We start from the raw sequence: 22,494 nt of genomic DNA, 5'->3' as shown, positions 1-22,494 counted from the left end.
GGTGGTCTACCACTGGCGGATCCGCCACGACGGCAGCTCGATCACCCAGCAGCGCTCGTCGGCCGCCGACCTGCGCGACCGCTGGACGACCAAGCGGATGGCGCTGGCCAGCGTCGAGGCCCACGGGTCGGCGGAGGTGACCCGCGTCTTCCGCGACCGGGTGCTCGCCGGCGACCTGCACCGCTACCTCGACGAGGTACCCGGGTGCACCGACGAGTGGTGGGGCCTGCTGCACGCCGGCGTCGTGGAGCTGTGGGGCGACCGGTCGCTGACGCACTCGGGGCTGACGCCGGCGTACCGCCTCGTCGGCTGGCTGGTCGAGCAGGGCCGCCGCGAGGACGCCGCGGCGGTCGTCACCTACCTCCACGAGCACGACGGGCCGCTCCCCCGCGTGCGGACAGCAGCGGGGCCGCGGGTGGACGTGCCGGTCATCGACCTGAGCACCGTCGCACCCGCGGCCCTGGAGCTGCGGCCCGAGGAGTCCTGAGGGAGTCCTACGGGGTCCGGAGGACCTAGAGCAGGCCCTCCTGCTCGAGGAAGTCGCGGGCGACGTCGTCGGGCTTCTCGCGGTCGACCGCCACGCGGCCGTTGAGCTCGGTGAGCTTCTCGGTCGTCAGCGCGTCCATCAGGCCCTCGAGCAGGTCCTCGAGGTCGGGGTGCTCGTCGAGGAACGCGGTCGAGACGGCCGGCACGAGGTTCTGCGCGGGCTGGATCTGCTTGTCGTCCTCGAGGACCACCAGGCCCTGGGACTCCAGCGTGCCGTCGGTGGTGCTGGTCTCGCCCAGCTCGGCCTCGCCGCTGAGCACGGCCTGGTAGGTCTGGTCGCTGGCGTAGCCCAGCGGCAGCACCTTGGTGACGTCGATGCCGTACTCGTCGACCAGGCCGCCCTCGCAGTCGAGGCGGCCCTCGCAGTCGGGAGCCGCGGCGAGCGTCACGGACTCGCCCTCGAGGTCGGAGAGCGCGGTGACGCCGTTCTCGTCGGCGTACTCCTGGGTCACGAAGAAGGCGTTGGTGTCGGTGGCGTCGGAGACGTCGAGGAGGGTGATGCCGGCCTCGTCGAGCAGCTGCTCGCCCTGGTCGGCGAGCTCCTCGCCGTCACCGGCGGTGAACGGCTCGGCCTTGTCGCCCAGCTTGCGCGCGTTGAGCTCGTTGACGATGCCGCCGACGTACTCCGGGACGACGTCGATGTCGCCGGGGAACGTCTCGATGTAGACGCTGCGGGAGTCGACCAGCTTCACGGTCGGCTCGTAGCCGGCGTCCGCGAGCAGCTGCTCGTACATCGAGGCGACGAGCGTCGCCTCGGGGAAGTTCTGGCCGGAGATCGTGACCGGCCCGCCGGCCGAGGCCGCGGGGGTCGAGTCGTCGTCGGCGCTGGTGTCGTCGTCGAGGTCGTCGCCGGCACAGCCGGCGAGGAGGAGCGATCCCACCGCGAGGGCGGCGGCGAGGGTGCGTCGTACCTGCATGGCTGTGCGTCCTTCTGTGTCCCGCGACCCGATGGCCGCGCGTGTCCGGAAAAGCGGGTCACCCGGTCGGGTGATGGCCCGTCGTCACAGTAGCCAGAGGATCGCGACGTTCCCGGGCGGCGAGCCGCTGCGCCCCGGCCGCGACGAGCTCGAGGAGCAGCGCGACGACCGCGACGACGACCGCGCCGGCGATCCCCTGGCCGTACTGGCTGCGGTAGAAGCCGTCGGTGATCACCCGACCCAGGCCCGGCCCGGCGACGAGGGCGGCGATGGTCGCGGTCGCCCAGACCTGCACGAGCGCGAGGCGTACGCCGGAGGCGACCAGCGGCATCGCGAGCGGCAGCTCCACCCGCCAGAACCGCTGGGCGCCGGTCATCCCCATCCCCTGGGCCGCCTCCTGCACGTCCGCGGGCACCTCGCGCACCGCGACGTAGCCGTTGGTGATGATCGGCGGGAGCGCGAAGAGCGTCAGCGCCAGCAGCGTCGCAATCCCGGCCCGCCCGTAGGGGCCGAACGCGTCGGTCCCCGGCCAGCCCAGCGTCACCAGCACCGCCAGCAGCGCGAAGGTCGGCACCGCGCGGCCGACGTTGGAGATGTTGACCGCGAGGAAGCCGCCGCGGCCGAGGTGGCCCAGCCCGAGCGCCACCGGGAGGCCCACGAGCAGCGCGAGCAGCAGCGCGGTCACGGTCAGCAGCAGCTGCTGGCCCAGCAGCTCGAGCATCCCGCCGTCGCCGGTCCAGCTCGAGCCGGCCAGCAGGTAGTCCCAGGCGTCGCGGAGCACCCTCATGCCTCGGCCTCCTGTGCCCGGCCCGACCGGCCCGACCGGCCCGCTCGGGTCGCTCGGGTCGAGCCGCGCGTGCGGGTCCACGGCGTCAGCAGCCGCTGGGCCAGCACGATGAGCGCGTCGAGGGCGAAGGCGATCACCACGCACAGCACGGCGGCGGTCATCAGCTCGGCGCGGAAGTTGGTGGTCACGCCGTCGCGGATGAGGTTGCCCAGCCCGCCGTAGGAGACCAGCGAGCCGACGGTCGTGAGCGCCACCGTCGACACGGTCGCCACCCGCAGCCCGGCCATCACCACCGGCAGGGCGAGGGGCAGCTCGATGCGCACGAGCAGCCGCCCGGCGCCGTACCCCAGGCCGCGCGCGGACTCCCGCACCTCGTCGGGCACCGACCGCAGGCCCTCGAGGAACGCCCGGACCAGCACCGTCAGGGCGTAGAGCGCCAGGCCGATGACGACCGTCGTCATCGTCAGCCCGGTGAACGGCACCAGCAGCGGGAAGAGCGCGATCGACGGCACGGTGTAGAGCCCCGTGCTGAGCCCCAGCACCGACGCCTCCAGCCGCGGCAGCCGCCGGGCCAGGAGCGCCAGCGGGACCGCCAACGCGACGCCCAGCGCCACCGCCAGCACGGTGATGAGCAGGTGCTGCCCGGCCGCGTCGAGGACCTCCTCGCGCCGGTCACGCACGTAGTCGAGGCAGAACCACTCGTTGGTCAGCCGGCTGTAGCAGCTCGGCTCGGCCGCAGGCGCGGAGGCGGCCGCGGCCAGTAGTGTCACGGGCATGGACGCTACCGGCCCCGCGGGCGGGACCGCGATGATCCGCCTCTCGGGTGTCGGCAAGACCTACGACGACGGCACGGTCGCCGTGCAGGCGGTCGACCTCGACGTCGCACCGGGCGAGCTGCTCTGCCTCGTCGGCCCCTCGGGCTGCGGCAAGTCGACGACGCTGAAGATGATCAACCGCCTCATCGAGCCCAGCACCGGCCGCATCGAGATCGACGGCCGCGACGTCACCGGCGAGGACCCGGTGCGGCTGCGCCGCGGGATCGGCTACGTCATCCAGCAGGTGGGGCTCTTCCCCCACCAGAAGATCCTCACCAACGTGATGACCGTGCCGCTGCTGTACGGCGAGTCGAGGGCGACCGCGCGGGCGCGGGCCACCGAGCTGATGGAGCTCGTCGGGCTCGACCCGGCGACGTACGCCGACCGCTACCCCCACCAGCTCTCCGGTGGCCAGCGGCAGCGCGTCGGCGTGGCCCGCGCGCTCGCGGCCGACCCGCCGGTGCTGCTCATGGACGAGCCGTTCGGCGCGGTCGACCCGGTGGTGCGGGTGCGGCTGCAGGACGAGTTCAAGCGGCTGCAGCGCGACCTGGGCAAGACCGTCGTGCTCGTCACCCACGACATCGACGAGGCCGTGCGGATGGGCGACCGGGTCGCGGTCTTCGCCACCGGCGGCCGGCTGGCGCAGCACGCGACGCCCGCCGAGCTGCTCGCCCGCCCCGCCGACGACTTCGTCGCGGACTTCGTCGGCTCCGAGCGCGGCCTGCGACGGCTGTCGGTGACCCCCGTCGAGACCGAGCACCTCGAGCCGCTCGACGACGTGCGGCTCGGCGACCTCGGCGCCGCCGTCGAGATCGGCTGCACCCTCGAGGAGGCGCTCGCCGCGATGCTGCGCAGCGACAACGCGATGGTCGCCGTCAAGCGCGGCGCCATCTTCCTCGGCGTGCTCACCCCCGCCGGCGTGCACCGCGCGCTGCGCGCCTCGCTCGCTGCCGCTGGTTGAGCCGGCGAGCCCCCGGGCGAGCCGTGTCGAAACCCGGTGACGTGCCCGGGGCCTCGCCGTGGTCATCGCCCTGCGCCGGTGCGGGGGTCTCGACACGCTCGGCGCTGGTAGGCCTCCCGGTTCGACCAGCGGAAGGGTCAGGCGGGGTCGACCGGGACGTCGCGGTGCCAGGACTCGGTGACGTACTTCGTCACCCAGCCCATCGAGGTGTAGAGCCCGTCGGCCCCGGTGGAGGAGTCGGCGTCGACCTCGAGGCCCACGCGGTCGCGGCCGCGACCGGCGGCGTCGGCGATGATCGTGCGCAGCAGGCCCTTGGCGACGCCGCGGCCGCGGGCGGCCTCCAGGACGCCGAGGTACTCGACGTACGACCCGTCGGGCCCGCCGCCGGAGCTCTCGGAGACCGCGCCGACGAGGGTGCCGACAGCGGTGCGGCCGCCGTCCTCGACCAGCTCGGCCAACCACCAGTGGTCCCAGCGGTGGCCGGGGTCCTCGCGGAGCCGGTGGACGAACTCCTCGAAGGTCTCCTCGTGGTGGTTGAAGTGGTCGACGAACGCGCTCTCGAGCACGTCGTGGACCTTGCGGAGGTCGTCGGCGTCGGGCATGCCGCCGTCGGCGCGGCGGACGCGGCGGAACACCACGCCCTTGCCCTCCCACCGGTCGGGCGAGGGGATGAGCCCGTCCTCCTCGGCGGTGACCGGGCGGCTCATCTGCCACCAGGTGCGCACCCGCTCGAAGCCGGAGTCCGCCAGCCACTTGTGCTGCCGCTCGTCGTCGGCGAACGCGCCGGTGTCGATCTGCTGGGTCTCCAGCCCGCGGGCGGCGCCGAGCACCTTGGCCTGGCCGACCCCCCACTCGAAGAGCACGTCGGAGCACGCCTTGGCGACCCGCTCGGGCAGGTCACGCTCGACGACGTGGACGAAGAGCATCCGGCCGGCCGCGCGGTCGTGGGCGCTGGCCCACGCACGGATCTCGCCCTCGGCGTCGCGGACGACGACGTTCTGCCGCATCCGCAGGCCGTGCTCGGAGACCTCGACCAGCACGTCGTCGACGCCGGCGCCGGCCCACCCGCGGCCGTGCCGCTCGTGGGCGCGCAGCAGGTGCGTCAGCCGGGCCACGTCGAAGCGGTCGGCCGGGTCGGGCGTGCCCACCTCCCACCCGCTCGGCAGCCCGGGCACCTCGGCCACGAGCTCCTCGGGGTCGTTCTCGAACCGGGAGTCCTCAGGGATCACAACGGACAAGTCTCCCCGATGACCGGGCACGGCAAACCCCCGCGGGGTACGCCGCGGGGGTCGGCAGATCTGGCCGGGTCGGCCGGTCAGGCGCGCTTGCGGCTGGCCTCCGCGGTCTGCCACGCGGCGGTGACGACCTCGAGCTCGGCGCGCAGCACGTCGACCTCCTGCTCCAGCTCGGCCATCCGCACGATCGCCTCGGCGGCCCGCTCCTCGGCGGCGTCGAGGTCGGCGGCGAGCTCGGTGCGGGCCCGGTCGGCGGCGTCCGCGCGGCGGGCCTCACTGCCCAGCTTGAGCGTGGCCTCGGAGACCCGCTGCTGGGCCTCGGTCAGGCCCTGCTCGAGGTCGGCGATGGTCGCCTCGCGGTCGGCGATGCGGCGCTCGACGGTCTCGACGTACGTCGCGTGCTCGGCGGCGCGCTCCTCGGCCATCACGCGGTAGGCCTGCGCCTGCTCGGCGCGGTCGCGGGCGGCGTCGCGGCGCGACTGCGCCAGCTCGGCCGAGGTGATCCGGGTGGCGGCCGCGCCCAGGACGACGGCGAGCACCGCCGCGCCGGCGGTCAGGCCCCAGGAGCCGGTGGCCAGGGCCGCCGCGACGGCGACCGCGCTCACCACGAGCAGCACGACGGCCACGGTCAGCCGCGTCGAGCGCTGCCGGCGACGCGAGGCAGGAGTGACCGAAGGTGCTGCTGAGGTTGCCATGTCCAGCAGGTTAGGGCGCCGGGTCGTCGGACCGGACGCGACACGCGCGCTCGAGCAGCAACGCGGTGGCCGCCACACCGGCGCCGGCCAGCGCCGCGGCGGCCGAGCGCCAGGCGCGCTGCTCGGCCAGCTCGGCCGGCACGCCGATCCACGACACGGCGTACCCGAGGTAGCCGCCGGCGGCCAGCGCCCCGACGTACGCACAGGCGCGCGCGAGCACCAGCCGGTTGACGGCCTGCTGCGGCTCCAGCCGCTCGCGGCGCACGTGGACCTGGCGGTGGGTCACCCACGCGGTCGAGCCGAGGATCGCCACGACGAGCACCAGCGCGAGCGGCTGTGCCCAGGTGACGAGCGGCGGGGTTCCCCAGCGGTCGGCGAGCGGGTGCAGGAGCCAGCCGCCGACCAGGCCGACGACGGCCCAGCCGGTCAGGGCCGCCGGCGAGGTGGGCCGGAGGCTGCCGCCCGGTTCCTCCGGCGGGCCGGGGGTGCCGAGCGGGTCGCTCACCCGACCTCGAGCGTCAGGTCCTCACGCGGCGTCAGCCCGTCGGTGCCGAGGTTGGCGAGCAGCTCGCTGATCGGGCCGTGGCCCGGCAGCTCGGCGTCGGGCTCGAGGTCGAACCACGGCTTGAGGACGAACGCGCGCTCGTGCGCCCGCGGGTGCGGCAGCCGCAGGCTCGGCTCGTCGCTGCGGCGGTCGCCGACGACGATCAGGTCGACGTCGAGGGTGCGCGGGGCGTTGGGGACCTCGCCGCGCTCGCGCTCGAAGGCGTCCTCGATGGCGAGCGCGCGGTCCATCAGGCGGCTCGCGGCGAGCGTGGTGTCGACGAGGACGACGGCGTTGAGGTAGGTCTTCGCCTCCGGCGGGGAGTCGACAGGCTCGGTCTCGTAGACCGGCGACGCGGCGGTCACCCACACGTCGGGGGTGTCGGCGATCGCGTTGACCGCGCCCTGGAGGGCGGTCATCCGCTCACCGAGGTTGGACCCCAGGGCCAGGACCGCACGGCGGATCGGACGCATCTCCCCGGTGAGGGTGTCGGCGTCGATGATGTGCGGGTTGGGGGTCTCAGTCACGGTGGGCCCTCCGGGTGATGGTGAGTGCGACGTCGGCGAACGTCGCGTCGACGGGTGCGTCCGGCTTGTGGACCGTGACCCGGGTCCAGGCGACCTTGGCGTCCGCGAGGCAGACGCCCGCGATCCGCTGGGCCAGGGTCTCGATCAGGTCGACCGGGTCGTGCTCCACGGCGGTCTTGACCGCCGCGACGAGACTTCCGTAGTCAACGGTGTCGTGCAAGTCGTCACTGGCCGCCGCGGGGGCGGTGTCGACGCCGAGCACGAGGTCCACGACGAAGGTCTGGCCGTCCCTCCGCTCGAAGTCGAAGACCCCGTGGTGGCCCCAGCACTCGATGCCGGTGACGGATATCTCGTCGGTCATGGGCGTCCTTCCCGGTCGGGTGCGACGGGCGTCGGGCCCCGCAGGGCCTCGACGACGGCGAGGGCGTCGCGGGTGGCGCGCACGTCGTGGACGCGCACCCCCCACACGCCCTGCTGGGCGAGGTGGACGACGACGGCGGCGTGGGCGTGCTCGCGCTCCTCGACCGGGCGTGGCGCACCTCCCCCGTCGGCGAGCAGGCGGCCGAGGAACGACTTGCGGCTCGCCCCGACCAGCACGGGCTGGCCGAGCGCGGTCACCGGGTCGAGGTCGCGCAGCAGCTCCCAGTTGTGCTCGCCGCGCTTGGCGAAGCCGAGCCCCGGGTCCAGCACCACGCGGCCCGGGTCGATGCCCGCGGCCAGGACCACCTCCAGCCGCTCGGCCAGCTCGGCCGCGACCGTGCCCACGACGCCGCCGGGACCGTCGTACGTCGCGAAGTCGGCCATCCGCGTGCTGTGGGCACGCCAGTGCATGGCGACGTAGACCGCGTCCGCGGCCGCGGTGACCTCGAGGATCCGCGGGTCGGCCAGGCCGCCGGAGACGTCGTTGACGATCGTGGCACCGGCCGCGAGCGCGGCCTCGGCGACCTCGGCGCGCATCGTGTCGACCGAGACGACCGCGTCGCGGGAGAGCTCGCGGATGACCGGGACGACGCGGTCGAGCTCCTCGGAGACCAGCGGCCGGGTCGCGCCCGGACGGGTCGACTCGCCACCGATGTCGAGCACGTCGGCGCCGTCGGCCAGCAGCCGGCGGCCGTGCTCGACGGCGGCGTCGGGCTCGACGTACCGCCCGCCGTCGGAGAAGGAGTCGGGCGTGACGTTGACGATCCCCATCACGCGGGGCCGCCCCATCGGCACGAACAGGTGGCCCGCCGTCGACGCCGGGGAGGCGCCGCGGTGCTGGCCCTGCGGGGTCGCCACCGCTGGCCTCAGCGGGTGCCGCCGCGGATCAGCGCCATCGCCTCGGCGCGCGTCGCGGGCTCGGTGAGGAAGGTGCCGCGGACCGCGGAGGTGATGGTGCGGGCGCCGGCCTTGCGCACGCCGCGCATGGTCATGCACAGGTGCTCGGCCTCGATCACGACGACGACACCGCGCGCCTCGAGGATCTCCACCAGCGCGTCGGCGACCTGGGTGGTCAGCCGCTCCTGGACCTGCGGACGACGCGCGTAGACGTCGACGAGGCGGGCCAGCTTCGACAGGCCGGTGATCTTGCCGGTCTCGGCGGGGATGTAGCCGACGTGGGCGACACCGGTGAACGGGACGAGGTGGTGCTCGCACATCGACCACAGCTCGATGTCGCGGACCAGCACCATCTCCTCGTGACCGATGTCGAAGGTCGTGGTGAGGACGTCCTCGGGCCGCATCCGCAGCCCGGCCGTCACCTCGGCGTACGCCCGGGCGACGCGGGCCGGCGTGCTCAACAGGCCCTCGCGGTCGGGGTCCTCACCGATGGCGATGAGCAGCTCGCGGACGGCCGCCTCGGCTCGCGCCTGGTCGAACGCCGGCACGTTGGCCGGGTCGCGATCGACCTGCGTCACCGGGTCGGTCACGCCGGCCCGCCCGGGTAGGGGCCGGGGGACGGCGGGGTCGGCGGCGGGTCCAGCGGGCCGGCCGGACCGGCGCCGGGGCCGCCGTGGACGTCGCCGCTGGGTCCCGGCGGGGTGACGACCGACCCGCCACCGCCGTGGACCGCCGCGCTGTTGGCCTTCGCCCGGTCGCGGATCTCCTGGGGGATCTCGATCGGGGGGATCGCCGAGGGGTTGCGGTCCGGCGAACCGGTCCACGCGGGCCGCGCGGAGCGGCGGCGCAGCGGCTCGAAGATGCGTGCCACCTCGGCCTTGTCGAGCGTCTCCTTGTCGAGCAGCTCGAGGACCAGCGCGTCGAGGACGTCGCGGTTCTCCTCGAGGATGTCGAAGGCCTCCTGGTGGGCGGCGGCGAGGAACTTCTTGGTCTCCTCGTCGACGATCGCGGCGACGTCCTCGGAGTAGTTGCGCGAGTGGCCCATGTCGCGGCCGAGGAACGGCTCGCCCTGGGTCTCGCCGAGCTTGATCGCGCCGAGCCGCTCGGTCATGCCGTACTGCGTGACCATTGCGCGGGCGAGCGAGGTCGCCTTCTCGATGTCGTTGCCGGCACCGGTGGTCGGGTCGTGGAAGACCATCTCCTCGGCCGCCCGGCCGCCCAGCATGTAGGCGAGCTTGTCGAGCATCTCCGAGCGGGTCTGGGAGTACTTGTCCTCGTCGGGCAGCACCATCGTGTAGCCGAGCGCGCGGCCGCGCGGGAGGATCGTGATCTTGTGGACCGGGTCGGTGCCCGGCAGCGCCGCCGCGACGAGGGCGTGGCCGCCCTCGTGGTAGGCGGTGATCAGCTTCTCCTTCTCGTTCATCAGCCGCGTGCGCCGCTGCGGGCCGGCGATCACGCGGTCGATCGCCTCGTCCAGCGACTCGTCGGTGATCAGCTTCTGGCTGCTCCGGGCGGTCAGCAGCGCCGCCTCGTTGAGCACGTTGGCGAGGTCGGCGCCGGTGAAGCCCGGCGTACGACGCGCGACCGAGAGCAGGTCGATGTCGGGCGACATCGGCTTGCCGCGGCTGTGGACCTGGAGGATCTTGTGGCGCCCCGCGAGGTCGGGGGCGTCGACCTGGATCTGGCGGTCGAAACGACCCGGGCGCAGCAGCGCCGGGTCGAGCACGTCGGGGCGGTTGGTCGCGGCGATGAGGATGACCCCCCCGCGGACGTCGAATCCGTCCATCTCGACCAGCAGCTGGTTGAGGGTCTGCTCGCGCTCGTCGTGACCGCCGCCCATGCCGGCGCCGCGGTGCCGGCCCACGGCGTCGATCTCGTCGATGAAGACGATGGCCGGGGCGTTCTCCTTGGCCTGCTCGAACAGGTCGCGCACGCGGCTCGCGCCGACGCCGACGAACATCTCCACGAAGTCGGAGCCGGAGATGGAGTAGAACGGCACGCCGGCCTCGCCGGCGACCGCGCGGGCCAGCAGCGTCTTGCCGGTGCCCGGAGGTCCGTAGAGCAGGACGCCCTTGGGGATCTTGGCGCCGACGGCCTGGAACTTCGCCGGCTCCTGGAGGAACTCCTTGATCTCGCCGAGCTCCTCGATGGCCTCCTCGGCGCCGGCGACGTCGGAGAACGTCGTCTTCGGCATGTCCTTGGTGATCAGCTTGGCGCGGCTCTTGGCGAACTGCATGACGCCGCGGCCGCCGCCGCCCTGCACCTGGTTCATCAGGAAGAGGAAGAGCAGGATGATGAGCGCGAAGGGCAGGAGCGTCGCGAGGATCGACCCCAGCAGGCTGGGCTGGGGATTCTCGGAGTTCGACTTCTCGATCGTGCCCTCGGACCGCTGCTCGTCGACCGCGTCGATGATGTCGATCTGCTGACCCAGCACGTAGTGGGTCATCACCTTGTCGCCGTCGTCGCGGACGCCGTCGTCGAGCGTCGCCTCGATCTTCTGGTCACCGTCGATGAAGGTGATCTCCGAGACCTCGCCGTTGGCGATGTACTCCTCCATCTGGGAGGTGTCGATCTCGTCGTACCCGCCGTTGGGCGCGAGGTACTGCAGGGCCAGCAGGACGCCGACCACGGCGACCACGATCCAGATCCAAGGACCCTTGAATATCCGCTTCACAGGCTTCTTCCGACGCTCGTCTTGAATCCCTGACGGTACAGGTCGGCGGCAACGGGGAGCAGGACCGGTCCGGGCCGGCGTCGGGGTCCCCGGTTCACCGGTGACCCCTGCACATATCGGGGCAGATCTGCCCCGGTATGTGCGGGACTACCCCGATATGTGGGCGCGCGGAGGCCGGGTCAGGCCGGTCAGGAGTAGACGTGCGGCGCCAGGGTGCCGATGTCGCGCAGGTTGCGGTAGCGCTCGCGGTAGTCCAGGCCGTAGCCGACGACGAACTCGTTGGGGATGTCCCACCCGACGTACTTGACGTCGACCGGCATCTGCAGCGCCTCGGGCTTGCGGAGCAGGGTCGCGATCTCGACGCTCGCCGGGTTGCGGCTGCTGAGGTTCGAGGTCAGCCACGACAGGGTCAGGCCGGTGTCGATGATCTCGTCGACGATGACCACGTGCCGGCCGCTGATGTCGGTGTCGAGGTCCTTGAGGATGCGGACGACGCCGCTGGACTTGGTGCCCGAGCCGTACGACGAGACCGCCATCCAGTCCATCTCCACGTGGCGGTGGAAGCTGCGCGCCATGTCGGCCATGACCATCACGGCTCCGCGCAGGATGCCGACGATCAGCAGCTCCTTGCCCTCGTAGTCGCGCTCGATCTCGGCCGCCATCCCCTTGATCCGCTCCTGGATCTGGGCCTCGGTGAAGAGCACGTTGACCAGGTCGTCCGACACGTCAGCAGCGTCCATGCGAGCAGCGTAGGCCGTCGCCTCCCGGGACGCCCGAGGGGGCGGAGGTGCCGCGCACCCCCGCCCCCTCGGTCACGCACCGCCCGTCAGAGGAGCAACGGGAGCGGCTTGCTGCTGCGCTTGACCTGCACGACCAGCGACAGCTTCTCCGAGGAGGACGCCTTCGCCTTGCCGTTGCCGAGGTACCGGACGCGCACGGTGTGCTCGCCGACCCCCAGCTTCGGCAGCCGCAGCACGAGCCGGCCGTCGGCCCCCGCGCCCATCGCCCGCTCGGCGACCTTCCGGCCGTCGACCCGGACCACGAGACGACCCACGGCGCGCTTGCCGTTGTCGAGCGCGACCCGGACCTGCAGCTTCGCGCGCTTGCCGGCCCGGACGACGTCCCGCGCCAGCGTGGCCGTCGTGTCGGACCCGACCTTCGTGGCCGGCGGCGGCGGCGCGTCGTCGACCGTGACGGCCTCCGTCGTCGCCGACCCGTCGGCGTACCCGGCCTTGGTCGCGGTGACCCGGACCGAGACCTTCTTGCCCGCGTCGCCCGTCCTGACGACGTACGACGGGCCGGTCGCGCCGCTCACCGGCGTGCCGTCCACCAACCACTGGTAGGCGAACGTCACCCCCGGCTCGCTCCACGTGCCGCTCGAGACCGTCAGCGTCCCGCCCGGCTCGGCGTCGCCGGTGACCGCGGGGGCCGTCGTCGCCGTCGGCGCGTCGCCCTTCGCGACGGTGACCGCCGCGCTGGTCGCCTTGCCGTCGGTCAGGCCGGTCTTGCTGGCCGTGACCGTCACCGTGATCGCCTTGTCGGCGTCCGCAGCGGTCGCGACGTACTCCGCACCGGTGGCCACGGCGATGGGCGTGCCACCACGCGACCAGGCGTAGGAGTACGTCAGGTCCGTGCCGTTCCACGTGCCGGTGCTCGCCTTGAGCGTCTGGCCGACCTTGGCGGTCCCGGTGATGGTCGGGTCGGCCGTGGCCACGAGGGCGGTGCTGCCGCCACCGCCACCACCGCCGCCGCCGCCCGACGTACCGGGAACGGTCGCGGTGACGTCGTGGGTGACCTCGTCGAAGACCACGATGTTCCCCGTGCCGTACTCCTGCGTGTACGACGCCCGGCGGGCCACGACACGAGCGGTGAGCGTGGTCCCTGCGTCAGCGGCGGCCACCACGTAGCTGTTGCCCGTCGCGACGAGCGCGCCGCCGCGGTACCACCGGACGCCGGTCTTGGCGATGCCGTGGTCCCACACTCCGCCGTTCACCGTCAGGGTGGCGCCGACGGTTGCCGGGCCCGACAGCGTCGGAGCCGTGGTCGGAGCCGGCGGCGCAGCGGCGCAGGTCATCTTGATCAACAGGTCCAAGCGCTCCGGCGGCACCTCGAGTGCGGGCGTCGAGGCCGGGGCGCAGCCGCTCTTGCTGGCGTCGACCTTGTACCAGCCGGTCACCACGTCCCAGCGGAAGTAACCCACCGGGTCCGTGGTGTCGGGGTTGGTTCGGTTGCTCGAGGACATCAGCGCGCTGCCGTCCGGGAGGATCCCGTAGGTCCCGTTCTCGGAGTCGGACCGTCGGAGAGTGACCTCGGCACCGGCGAGGAGCCGCCCGTACTGGTCCGTCACGACGCCCGAGGGGTCGATGTACAGGTCGAACCCGACCGTCGTGCGATCGCCGCAGTCCCGCGGCACGCTCGTCGTGAGGTTGGCGGCGCCGTGCTGCGGGTAGGTCGCCGGAACGACCGCCGTGTACCTGCCCGGCGACTCCTCCACCAGTGCGCCGGTCGCCTGGACCGCACCGTTGAGCGTCAGGGTGAAGGTGGGGTCGATGACGCCGGGGCAGCCGTTGACGACGAGGTCGAGGTCCGCCCGGTAATCCGTGACCGGCACACCGTCGTCCCCCACCCTCACGGCGCCAGCGCCCGGCGTGCTGCCGGCCGTGGTGAGCACGACGTCCTGGGGTCCGGCGATGACCGGCTCCTCCAGCACGACGGTGACGTCCTGCGCGTTCCCGTCCGGTTGGACGGAGGCACTGGAGATGGCCGACAGGAGGGTGAGGCCCTCGACAGCAGGGGGGTTCACCCGCAGGACGTACTCACCGACGGGGATGCCGGTGAAGACGAACCGGCCAGTGTCGTTGGTCGTCGTGGTCGGGCAGACCGATCCCCTCGTGCAGGCCTGGACGACGGCCCCGGGTGCCGCCGTCTCCCCGTCGGGCAGCAGGACACGACCGCGGAGGTCGCCCAGGTCGGCGTTCGCGACGTCGTTGCGCACCCGGAAGATGAACCGACCCGGCGTCGCGGAGTTCTGCGAGCGGGTGGACAGGGACTTGGGTCCGCCTTCCACCAGGGCACCGTTCTCGAGCGAGCCGTCGAGCTGGACGAACGTCCCGGGCTCACCGGTGCCGGCGGTGAAGCCGGCGAGCGCCGACGTGCCGCCCATGCCGTCCGAGCCTCCGCTGGCGTCGCCGGTCTCCCACTCGACCCTGTTGTAGTTGAAGGTGATGTCGAAGTCCCCAGGCACGACCCCGGACCCGGTCGCCTTGGACAGGACGAGCTGGAAGGTGTTGAGCTTGTCGGTCCTGCTCGGGAAGTAGCCGACGTCGGCCCAGTTCACGCACAGGCTGTTGCCGTCCGGCGAGGTGCCGTACGTAACGATCCTGGACTCCAGTCCTCGGGTGTCGACGTCCGCGAAGAACGGGGCGATGATCGCGCCGTCCTGCTCGTCAGGGCCGCCGTTGATGGCCTCGGGCGTGTAGGCACCACGCGGCCCGTCGAAGGTCACGTTGCCGTTGTTGTTGATGTAGATCTTCGAGTACTCGGACCCGAAGAAGGTGAGGTCGAACGGGATGGCGACCCGCCGCGTCGACCTGTCGTCGTTGCGACCGAGCGGCTGGGAGAGGCAGTGCTCGCCCTCCGCGCCCTTGACAACGGGTCCGGCGCTGTTCGCGAACGGGAGCGGCTCGAGCTCGATCCGACCTACCTGCGTCGTTCCCGGCCCAGCCATGAGGCTGTTGTCAGCCGTCGGCACCCCCGGTCGTTCGTTGCCCCCGCCGGTGTAGGTGCGGGCGAACCCGTTGCGTCCGACCTGCAGCGCGACCGTCGCGCCCGTCGGGACCTCGATGCCGAACGAGCCGTCCGGACGGCCGGTGCGATGGGCGTACCGCGTCCACGCCTCGAACTCTCCGCTCCAGACCCACGCGGTCACCTTCGGCTTGCCCACGATCGTCCCGTGGGGCGCGCGGACGGCCCCGGCGAGTGTCGACAGAGGGGTGACGACCAGCGGACCGACCGCGGTCGACACGTCCGCCGAGACCTCGAACGTCTCGGCCTCGCCAGGCCTGTTCGCGCCGCCCAAGCACTGTTCGGTCGTGCCGAACCGGGCGCAGGCGGTGTAGGTGCGTCCCGTCCGCAGTCCGTCGAACTGGAGCGAGCTCGACCCTGGCTCGGGCAGACCGCCCATCACGGATCCGAAACGCCCGGTGCGCGGGTCGCGACGGTAGATGTCCACCCACACGCCCGGCACGGGGACATCGTTCTCGTCGACGACGGTGAGCGAGATGCCGCCGGCGGGCGGCTGACCTGCGGCCTCGAGGTCGATCGTCCCCAGGTCCTGGGACTCCGTGGTGACCTCGACGCCCGGAACGGTCCGCGCCTCGTACCGCTCGTCGAACGGGTCGCTGATGCGCAGGTCGTAGGTCCCGGGCTGGAGGAACAGCTCGAAGTAGCCGTGCTGCGGACCGTTCGGTCGACGCGAGGCATAGGTCTCGACCGATGCAGCGGGCTCGGAGTCACCGACCTCGTACGCCTCGACCAGCACACCGTCCGGACGCACGCCCCCAGGGCCGGCCAGGACGCCGTGGACGGCGGGCCCGTCCGCGCTCCATCGCTGGCGGAGCATGCTCACGTACTCGAGGTCGGGGGTGTCGTCGGCGACGGTGAACGTGCCCGGATCCCCTGGCCTCTCCGGTTGGGGGTCGACGCCGTTGCCCAGCACCGGGACATAGGCCCGACCGGGCGGCCGGAAGCCCAGGACGTAGTTGCCCGGAGGAACGGCGAACACCGCGCTCCCGTCCTCCGTCGTCCTCTGGTCGACGGGATACCACGAGTCTCCGTCGTGCTGGACGAGGTGGACCTCGACGCCGTCGAGCAGGGCCCCGGTCTGGGCGTCCCGTGCGATGGCGGTCACCAGCGTCGTGGGGCCGGTCTCCTCGTCCGCCAGCGCGGGCGAGAAGCCCAGGCCGGACAGGACGAGGGCCAGCACGATGGCGAGCAGGAACAGCGGCCGACGGGTCGGGGTCGATCTCATGGGCGTCCTCGGATTCAGCAGATCACGGATGCGCGGAACCTAGGAGCGAGCAGCGGCCTCGGCCGCGGGAACCGGCCAGAATGCCGAGGCAATGACCCGTTCCGACCAGACCAGTGGTCCTGCAACGCATGGAAGGACTACGCGGCGGCCTGGGGTCGGGGCGTACCGCGATCAGGCGCGGCTGACGACGACGCGGCCCTCGAGGCGGCGGGCGCGGAGGTGGCCGGGGAGGTCGACCCACTTCTGGCCGTGCCAGTCGGTGAGGAGGGCGTCGACGGCGAGGACGTGCTCGGAGAAGAGCTCGGAGGCGGGGGCGCCGGCGGCGAGGGCGGCGAGGCGGAGGACGCGGTGGCGGATCGCCGGGTGGTCCTCGAGGAGGGCGTCGACGGGGAGCGAGCCGTCGGAGGCGTCCGCGACGAGGGCGCCGTGGCGGGTCTCGGCGAGGTCGTCGAGGTGGTCGACGTCGTGGCGGACCTGGTCGGCCGTGCGGGCGAGGGTGGCGGCGACGCCGGGGCCGAGCTGCTCCTCGAGGACCGGCAGGACAGTGCGGCGGACACGGACGCGGGCATAGCCGGGATCGGCGTTGTGGGGGTCGTCCCAGAAGGGGATGCCCTCAACCTGGCAGGCGGTGACGGTGTCGTCGCGGGTGACGTCGAGCAGCGGCCGCACGAACGGGCCGAAGGCACGGCGCATGCCGGCGAGCGAGCGGCCGCCGGAGCCGCGGGCCAGCCCGAGCAGGACCGTCTCGGCCTGGTCGTCACGGGTGTGGCCGAGCAGGACCGTGGCGGGAACGGTGGCGGGGCCGTCGGTGGTGGCGAAGTGGGCGGCGACCTGCTCCAGCACGGCGTACCGCGCTCGTCGTGCGGCCGCCTCGACGCCGAGCCCGGCAGGGTCGACCTGCACGCGGGCCGACAGCGTCTCGTCCGCGCCGAGGCCGGCCATCTGGTCGACGACCCGGGCGGTGTGGTCGGCCGAGCCGTCCTGGAGGCCGTGGTCCACGACCGCCCCGACGACGCGGAGGCCGGCCTTGTGCCCCTCGAAGACGGTGGCGGCGAGCAGCGCGAGGGAGTCGGCCCCGCCGGAGCACGCCACGACGACGGGTACGCCGGGTGGGAGCGGCGCGAGGGCGGCGCGGACGCCGCGTCGTACCGCCGCGACGGCGGGGTGCAGCGACATCAGCGGGTCAGCTCGTCACAGGACGCGGGTGACCCACAGGTCGGGGTCGGCGACCTCGTCGCGGGTGGGGAGGTTCTCCGGGCGCTCCCAGACGGCGTTGAACTCCGCCATGCCGACCTTGTCGACGACGCCGCGGACGAAGCGGGCGCCGTCGCGGTACTGCGCCATCTTCGCGTCGAGGCCGAGCAGCCGGCGCAGGATGCGGTCGAGGGTGCCCACGCCCTTGCGGCGCTCGTCGAAGCTGGCGCGGATCTTCGCGACGCTCGGGATGACGGTGGGGCCGACCCCGTCCATGACGACGTCGGCGTGCCCCTCGAGCAGCGACATGACGGCGGTGACGCGGTCGAGGATCTCCTTCTGCTCCGGCGACCCGACGATGTCGAGGAGGCTGCCGGCGCGGGCGCCCTGGCGGAACGACTCGAGGGCCCGCTTGAGCCCGTCGTCGAGGAGCGCGTCGGGCTTCATCGTGGCGGCGAGCGCCTCGATCTGGGCGAAGAGGTGGTCGCGCATCCACGGCACCGCGGTGAACTGCACGCGGTGGGTTTCCTCGTGCAGGCAGACCCACAGCCGGAAGTCGGTGGGGTCGGCGCCGATCTCGCGCTCGACGTGGACGATGTTGGGCGCGACGAGCAGCAGCCGCCCGTGCGGGTCGTGGAACGGGTCGAACTGGCCGAGCACCTTGCCGGCGAGGAAGCCGAGCAGCCCGCCGACCTCGGCCCCGGTGATCTTGGAGCCGACGGCCTGGGACAGCCCGCTGGGGGACTTCTTGGCGGTCAGGGTCTCGACGACCGGGGCGAGCACGGTCTTGAAGCCGTCGGCGTTGGCCTGCACCCAGCCGGCCCGGTCGACGACGAGGACGGGCGCGGTGCGCTCCTGCGCGACGAGGCCGGTGAAGTCGCGCACCAGCCCGGTGGAGCGGTCGGCGTCGGCGCGGAGCTCGGCGACCGCGGCGGCGGCCTGGTCGCGGGTCACCTCGGGGCCCTCACCGGCGATGCGGGTGCCGAGGGAGACCGCGAGGTCCCAGTCGACCATGGCCTCGACGCTCTCGCTCATGGCCCGAAACTATCCGCAGCGGCAAGCGCCGAGCGCGGCGGCGGCCGCGTCCATGGCGTCGCGCGCGTCGAGGGTGTCCTCCACCTGCACGCGGTCGGCGAGCATCACGAAGACCATCGCGCGACCGTCGCGGTCGGTGGCGATCCCGGCCAGCGAGGTGACGCCGGTGAGCGTGCCGGTCTTGGCGCGGACCCGGCCACGCCCCTCCGCCGCGCCGGTGTCGAACCGGTCGGTCAGCGAGCCGGTGAAGCCCGCCACCGGCAGCCCGGTCACCACCGCCCGCAGCTCGGGGTGGTCGTCGGAGGCCGCCAGGCGCAGCACGTCGACGAGCGCGGCGGGCTCGACCCGGTTCTCCCGCGAGAGCCCGCTGCCGTCCCACAGGACCGTGCGGCCGAGGTCGACGCCCACCTCCCCCAGGAGCCGTACGACGCCGCGCCGGCCGGCCGCGAAGGAGCCTTCGTCCTCGGTGGCCAGCCCCACGTGGCGCAGCAGCACCTCAGCAGCCTCGTTGTCGCTCACCTCGAGCACGCGCTCGACCACCTGCGACAGCGGTGCGCTGGTCACGGCGGCGAGCTCGACCGCGCCGGCGGGCGCGACCTGCTCGCGGGGGACGCCGGCGACCGCGACCCCACGGCGGGCCAGCACCCCGGCGAAGACGGTGGCCGCGGTGAGCGCGGGGTCCTCGACCCGGCCGAACCCCTCGGCGGGGCGGCCCTCGTCGACCCACAGCGCGGTGATCGGCGAGACCACCCCGTCGGGGACGTAGTCGGGGCGCCACCGCGGGCTCACCTCCGGGCCGCTGAAGAGCGAGGTGTCGTAGCCGAGCCGGACCCGGGTGCGCCCCGCGGCGAGCAGGGCGTCGGCGGTGGCGCGGGCGAGCGTGGTGACGTCGGCCCGCTCGGGCCAGACGGGGGTGTCCGCGCCGTCGAGGTCCGCCGGCTCGCTGGCCAGGAACGGGTCGCCGCCCCCGACGAGCACGATGCCGCGGGGGCCCGCCTCGACGACGCGGGTGGTGAAGCGGGCGTCGGGGGCCATCGCGAGGAGCGCTGCCGTCGACGTCACCACCTTCGTGGTGGACGCGGGGATCGCGAGCGGGGCGCCGGAGCCGGTGCGCACGAGCACGCCGGCGCCGTCGAGCGGGCCGACCGCGGCCAGCACGTGGCGGCCGAGGTCGTCGTCGGAGAGCAGCGGGCGGACCGCCCGGCGGACCGCCGCGGCCGCCAGCGGCGAGGGCCCGGTCGCTTCCTCGGCCACGACGGGCGCGACGTCGACCGCCGGGAGGTCGAGCTCGTCGGGCGGGGCGACGGCGGCCGGGTCCGCCGGCCGGTCGGGCTCCAGCCAGCGGTCGAGGACGTCGAACCGCCAGGTCGCCGCGGCGGCCACCGCGAGCACGAGGAGCACGACGAGCGGCAGCAGACGCGCGCGCCGAGGACCGTGGCGTGCATCACGTCGCGCCACGATTCCTCCCTCCGGATGAGCGTTGGGACCCATTCTGCGGGACACTGTCCCCCTGGCCCGTCCCGGGCCGTCCTGAAACGCCCCCCGGAGCCAGCGGAGGAAACACGTGCTCGAGTTCGACGTCCTGGTCGAGATCCCGAAGGGTCAGCGCAACAAGTACGAGGTCGACCACGAGTCCGGGCGTCTCCGCCTGGACCGGACCCTCTTCACCTCGACGCAGTACCCCGCCGACTACGGCTACATCGAGGACACCCTCGGCATGGACGGCGACCCGCTCGACGCGCTGGTCATCCTCCAGGAGCCGACGTTCCCGGGCTGCCTGATCAAGTGCCGCGCGATCGGCATGTTCCGCATGACCGACGAGGCAGGCGGCGACGACAAGGTCCTCTGCGTCCCGTCGACCGACCCGCGCCTGGAGCACCTGCGCGACATCAGCCACGTCTCGAAGTTCGACCGCCTCGAGATCCAGCACTTCTTCGAGGTCTACAAGGACCTCGAGCCCGGCAAGTCGGTCGAGGGCGCCGAGTGGGTCGGCCGCGCCGAGGCCGAGGCCGAGGTGCACGCCTCCTTCGCCCGCTACAAGGACAACGGCGGCCACTACTGAGCCCCACGCACCACCCGACGTACGACGAGCGCCCGGTCCCCCTGAGGGGCCGGGCGCTCGTGCGTGTCGGAGGGGTACGCCGTCAGGCCGGCGGCCAGTCCAGCAGGTCGGGCGAGCGGAGCATCTCCCGCGGGACCGCGAACGCCTCGACCAGCTCCTCGGCGAGGGGGCGGATCTTGCGACACAGGCTGCCGATCTCGCGGCTGATCGCCTTGGAGCGGGCGACCGAGAGGCGGCCGTGCTCCATGAACCAGGCCCGGTCGGCCTCGATCGTGCTCAGCGCGTGCAGGTCGCACAGCAGGTTCAGCGCGACCTTCTGGTCGCCGTCGGGCAGCGCCGCGGTCTTGGCCACGAACGCCTCGAGCACCAGCCGCTCGACGTGCGCGCGGCCGGCCGCGATGACGTGGTCCTGCACACGGGAGAAGACCTCGCCGGGGTTCATCCCGCGGTCGATGCCGCGCTTGAGCCGGCGGGCGACGCCGGAGACGATGTGCTCCTCGCGGAAGCGGAGCATCGCCAGCTGGTAGTCGGGGTCGAGCAGCCCGGCCTCCTGGTCCCACTCGTCGCCGCCGGGCAGCACGTCGCGGATCCGCTCGAGCAGCTTGTTGACCGCCGTGCGCTCGATGACGGTCTCCACCGCGAGGCCGGTGACGAACCGGACCATGCCGAGCTGGTCCATGTCGCTGAACTCGCTGGCGTAGTCGGTGAGCAGGCCCTTGGCCACCAGCTGGAGCAGGACGGTGTTGTCGCCCTCGAAGGTGGTGAAGACGTCGGTGTCGGCCTTGAGCGCGTCGAACCGGTTGACCGAGAGGTAGCCGGCTCCGCCGCACGCCTCGCGGCACTCCTGGATGGTGCGGGTGGCGTGCCACGTGCCGAGCGCCTTGGTGCCGGCGGCGCGCGCCTCGAGCTCGCGCTGGGTGTGCTCGTCCTCAACCACGCCGGACAGCACGTCGTGGAGCTGGGAGGCGAGCTCCTCCTGGGCGAAGTGCAGCGCGTAGGTGCGCGCGAGCAGCGGCAGCAGCCGCCGCTGGTGCATGCCGTAGTCGAGGAGCAGCTCCTCGGTGTCCTCGCTGGTGGCCTCGAACTGGCGGCGCTTGTTGGCGTACTTCACCGCGAGCGTCAGCGCGACCTTGGAGGCGTTGATGCCGGCGCCGCCGACGCAGACCCGGCCCTGGATGAGGGTGCCGAGCATCGTGAAGAAGCGGCGGTTGGGGTTCTCGATCCCGCTCTCGTAGACACCCGCCGGCGTGACGTCGGCGAAGCGGTTGAGCAGGTTCTCCCGCGGGACGCGGACGTGGTCGAACCAGATCCGGCCGTTGTCGACGCCGTTGAGGCCCATCTTGCGGCCGTCGTCCTCGATCCGGACGCCGTCGAGGACAGTGCCGTCCTCGTCACGCAGCGGCACCACGAACGCGTGCACGCCGTGCCGCTCGCCGGCGACCTCGAGCTGGGCGAAGACCACGCCGAGCCGGGCGTGGGCGGCGGCGTTGCCGATGTAGTCCTTGCGGGCCGCCTCGGTCGTCGTGGTCACGACGAACTCCTGGGTGGCGACGTCGTACGTCGCGACCGTGCCGAGCGCCTGGACGTTGGAGCCGTGGCCGGACTCGGTCATCGCGAAGCAGCCCATCAGCTTCCCGGTGATCAGGTCGGGCAGGTAGGCGTCGTGGTGGTGCTTGCTGCCCAGCTGCAGGATCGCGCCGCCGAAGAGGCCGAACTGCACACCGACCTTGACCAGCACCGACAGGTCGCCGTACGCCAGGGTCTCGAACGCCGCGATCGACGCGCCGATGTCACCGCCGCCGCCGTGCTCGACGGGGAAGCCCATCCCGGTCTGGCCGGTGGAGGCCATCTCGACGACGACGTCCTTGACCCGCTCCCGGAAGTCCGCCCGCGACATGGTCTCGGCGTCCTCGAGGATGGAGGAGTACTCCGCCAGGTTGGTGCGCACCAGGTTGCGGACCTCGGCGTACGTGCCGTCGAGCAGCCGCGTCATCGCCGCCACGTCGACCTGGGGCTGCCGGTAGCCGGACCTCGACTCGACGTGGGCGTCGGTGTCGCTCTGCGGGGTGCCGCCGGGCTCGGTGGGGACGTCCTCGGCCGAGGACGGGGGCACGGTGTCGGTCGCCATGTCCCCCTCGTTACCCGCGGGTCGGGGC

Annotated in this window: 19 protein-coding genes and 1 pseudogene; 3 read left to right on the top strand and 17 right to left on the bottom strand. The window is 73.0% G+C overall.

The features are described 5' to 3' along the window. Nucleotides 1-487, top strand: a pseudogene (locus QWY29_RS18140) (glycosyltransferase family 2 protein); the annotation flags it as partial. 25 nt (nucleotides 488-512) lie between these two features. Here the strand turns inward: QWY29_RS18140 and QWY29_RS18135 are convergent. Genes QWY29_RS18135 through QWY29_RS18125 form a run of 3 tightly spaced genes read right to left on the bottom strand, consistent with a single transcriptional unit; the run spans nucleotide 513 to nucleotide 3,020 of the window. Continuing rightward, the gene (locus tag QWY29_RS18135; protein WP_300962573.1) at nucleotides 513-1,463 is read right to left on the bottom strand and encodes an ABC transporter substrate-binding protein; all 951 of its coding nucleotides are present in this window, start codon (nucleotides 1,461-1,463) and stop codon (nucleotides 513-515) included. 58 nt (nucleotides 1,464-1,521) lie between these two features. Further along, complete coding sequence (locus tag QWY29_RS18130; RefSeq protein WP_300962572.1) at nucleotides 1,522-2,250, bottom strand: ABC transporter permease; 729 nt, start codon at nucleotides 2,248-2,250, stop codon at nucleotides 1,522-1,524. Further along, nucleotides 2,247-3,020, bottom strand: coding sequence for an ABC transporter permease (locus tag QWY29_RS18125; RefSeq protein WP_300962570.1), 774 nt, complete (start codon nucleotides 3,018-3,020; stop codon nucleotides 2,247-2,249). Before QWY29_RS18125 ends, QWY29_RS18130 begins: the two co-directional genes overlap by 4 nt. Nucleotides 3,021-3,024: 4 nt before the next feature. On the opposite strand from QWY29_RS18125, the gene QWY29_RS18120 reads away from it, so the two are divergent. Next, nucleotides 3,025-4,026 (top strand): ABC transporter ATP-binding protein, encoded by a 1,002-nt coding sequence (locus tag QWY29_RS18120; RefSeq protein ID WP_300962568.1) that lies wholly within the window; start codon nucleotides 3,025-3,027, stop codon nucleotides 4,024-4,026. 137 nt (nucleotides 4,027-4,163) lie between these two features. On the opposite strand, the gene QWY29_RS18115 is transcribed toward QWY29_RS18120, so the two are convergent. The 13 genes from QWY29_RS18115 to dacB form a co-directional block, all read right to left on the bottom strand. Continuing rightward, nucleotides 4,164-5,255, bottom strand: coding sequence for a GNAT family N-acetyltransferase (locus tag QWY29_RS18115; RefSeq protein ID WP_300962567.1), 1,092 nt, complete (start codon nucleotides 5,253-5,255; stop codon nucleotides 4,164-4,166). An 86-nt stretch (nucleotides 5,256-5,341) separates the two neighbouring features. Next, nucleotides 5,342-5,956, bottom strand: coding sequence for a hypothetical protein (locus QWY29_RS18110; RefSeq protein ID WP_300962565.1), 615 nt, complete (start codon nucleotides 5,954-5,956; stop codon nucleotides 5,342-5,344). Between the two features lie 10 nt (nucleotides 5,957-5,966). Further along, nucleotides 5,967-6,461 (bottom strand): DUF3180 domain-containing protein, encoded by a 495-nt coding sequence (locus tag QWY29_RS18105; RefSeq protein ID WP_300962564.1) that lies wholly within the window; start codon nucleotides 6,459-6,461, stop codon nucleotides 5,967-5,969. Further along, complete coding sequence (gene folK, locus QWY29_RS18100) at nucleotides 6,458-7,027, bottom strand: 2-amino-4-hydroxy-6-hydroxymethyldihydropteridine diphosphokinase (RefSeq protein WP_300962563.1); 570 nt, start codon at nucleotides 7,025-7,027, stop codon at nucleotides 6,458-6,460. The genes QWY29_RS18105 and folK overlap by 4 nt, the downstream gene beginning before the upstream one ends. Continuing rightward, nucleotides 7,020-7,388: a dihydroneopterin aldolase gene (folB, locus tag QWY29_RS18095; RefSeq protein WP_300962561.1), complete on the bottom strand. Its 369-nt coding sequence runs from the start codon at nucleotides 7,386-7,388 to the stop codon at nucleotides 7,020-7,022. The genes folK and folB overlap by 8 nt, the downstream gene beginning before the upstream one ends. Beyond that, entirely contained in the window at nucleotides 7,385-8,236 is an 852-nt protein-coding gene (gene folP / locus QWY29_RS18090; RefSeq protein WP_300962577.1) for a dihydropteroate synthase, read from the bottom strand. Before folP ends, folB begins: the two co-directional genes overlap by 4 nt. A 77-nt stretch (nucleotides 8,237-8,313) precedes the next feature. Beyond that, on the bottom strand, nucleotides 8,314-8,892 hold the full coding sequence (gene folE, locus QWY29_RS18085; RefSeq protein WP_300962576.1) for a GTP cyclohydrolase I FolE: 579 nt from the start codon (nucleotides 8,890-8,892) through the stop codon (nucleotides 8,314-8,316). A gap of 38 nt (nucleotides 8,893-8,930) precedes the next feature. Then, nucleotides 8,931-11,018: an ATP-dependent zinc metalloprotease FtsH gene (gene ftsH / locus QWY29_RS18080; RefSeq protein WP_300962559.1), complete on the bottom strand. Its 2,088-nt coding sequence runs from the start codon at nucleotides 11,016-11,018 to the stop codon at nucleotides 8,931-8,933. A 188-nt stretch (nucleotides 11,019-11,206) separates the two neighbouring features. Further along, a complete protein-coding gene (hpt, locus tag QWY29_RS18075; RefSeq protein WP_300962558.1) occupies nucleotides 11,207-11,758 on the bottom strand; it encodes a hypoxanthine phosphoribosyltransferase in 552 nt (183 codons plus the stop codon). A gap of 86 nt (nucleotides 11,759-11,844) precedes the next feature. Further along, nucleotides 11,845-16,047 (bottom strand): nidogen-like domain-containing protein, encoded by a 4,203-nt coding sequence (locus QWY29_RS18070; protein WP_300962556.1) that lies wholly within the window; start codon nucleotides 16,045-16,047, stop codon nucleotides 11,845-11,847. A gap of 171 nt (nucleotides 16,048-16,218) precedes the next feature. Then, on the bottom strand, nucleotides 16,219-17,223 hold the full coding sequence (gene tilS, locus QWY29_RS18065) for a tRNA lysidine(34) synthetase TilS (protein WP_300962554.1): 1,005 nt from the start codon (nucleotides 17,221-17,223) through the stop codon (nucleotides 16,219-16,221). 15 nt (nucleotides 17,224-17,238) lie between these two features. Continuing rightward, nucleotides 17,239-18,276: a zinc-dependent metalloprotease gene (locus tag QWY29_RS18060; protein WP_300962553.1), complete on the bottom strand. Its 1,038-nt coding sequence runs from the start codon at nucleotides 18,274-18,276 to the stop codon at nucleotides 17,239-17,241. 9 nt (nucleotides 18,277-18,285) lie between these two features. Further along, complete coding sequence (gene dacB, locus QWY29_RS18055) at nucleotides 18,286-19,734, bottom strand: D-alanyl-D-alanine carboxypeptidase/D-alanyl-D-alanine endopeptidase (protein ID WP_300962552.1); 1,449 nt, start codon at nucleotides 19,732-19,734, stop codon at nucleotides 18,286-18,288. A gap of 106 nt (nucleotides 19,735-19,840) precedes the next feature. Between dacB and QWY29_RS18050 the strand changes: the two genes are divergently transcribed. Then, on the top strand, nucleotides 19,841-20,338 hold the full coding sequence (locus QWY29_RS18050; protein WP_300962551.1) for an inorganic diphosphatase: 498 nt from the start codon (nucleotides 19,841-19,843) through the stop codon (nucleotides 20,336-20,338). An 82-nt stretch (nucleotides 20,339-20,420) separates the two neighbouring features. Here QWY29_RS18050 and QWY29_RS18045 read toward each other — a convergent pair whose 3' ends face one another. Next, nucleotides 20,421-22,466 (bottom strand): acyl-CoA dehydrogenase family protein, encoded by a 2,046-nt coding sequence (locus QWY29_RS18045; protein WP_336621851.1) that lies wholly within the window; start codon nucleotides 22,464-22,466, stop codon nucleotides 20,421-20,423. Nucleotides 22,467-22,494 lie beyond the last annotated feature (28 nt).

It is taken from the genome of Nocardioides abyssi, from assembly GCF_030412915.1.
In the GTDB taxonomy this organism is placed as follows: Bacteria; Actinomycetota; Actinomycetes; order Propionibacteriales; family Nocardioidaceae; genus Nocardioides; species Nocardioides abyssi.
Note: the sequence above shows the minus strand (reverse complement) of the source record. Positions and strands in the feature narration are given on the sequence as shown.

Excerpts from the sequence above, each read along its gene's own strand:
- QWY29_RS18060 (WP_300962553.1), bottom strand. The coding sequence starts at position 18,276 with ATGAGCGAGAGCGTCGAGGCCATGGTCGACTGGGACCTCGCGGTCTCC.
- QWY29_RS18120 (WP_300962568.1), top strand. The coding sequence starts at position 3,025 with ATGGACGCTACCGGCCCCGCGGGCGGGACCGCGATGATCCGCCTCTCG.
- QWY29_RS18045 (WP_336621851.1), bottom strand. The coding sequence starts at position 22,466 with ATGGCGACCGACACCGTGCCCCCGTCCTCGGCCGAGGACGTCCCCACC.
- folB (WP_300962561.1), bottom strand. The coding sequence starts at position 7,388 with ATGACCGACGAGATATCCGTCACCGGCATCGAGTGCTGGGGCCACCAC.
- folP (WP_300962577.1), bottom strand. The coding sequence starts at position 8,236 with ATGGGGCGGCCCCGCGTGATGGGGATCGTCAACGTCACGCCCGACTCC.
- tilS (WP_300962554.1), bottom strand. The coding sequence starts at position 17,223 with ATGTCGCTGCACCCCGCCGTCGCGGCGGTACGACGCGGCGTCCGCGCC.
- QWY29_RS18135 (WP_300962573.1), bottom strand. The coding sequence starts at position 1,463 with ATGCAGGTACGACGCACCCTCGCCGCCGCCCTCGCGGTGGGATCGCTC.
- QWY29_RS18070 (WP_300962556.1), bottom strand. The coding sequence starts at position 16,047 with ATGAGATCGACCCCGACCCGTCGGCCGCTGTTCCTGCTCGCCATCGTG.
- QWY29_RS18110 (WP_300962565.1), bottom strand. The coding sequence starts at position 5,956 with ATGGCAACCTCAGCAGCACCTTCGGTCACTCCTGCCTCGCGTCGCCGG.
- QWY29_RS18130 (WP_300962572.1), bottom strand. The coding sequence starts at position 2,250 with ATGAGGGTGCTCCGCGACGCCTGGGACTACCTGCTGGCCGGCTCGAGC.
- hpt (WP_300962558.1), bottom strand. The coding sequence starts at position 11,758 with ATGGACGCTGCTGACGTGTCGGACGACCTGGTCAACGTGCTCTTCACC.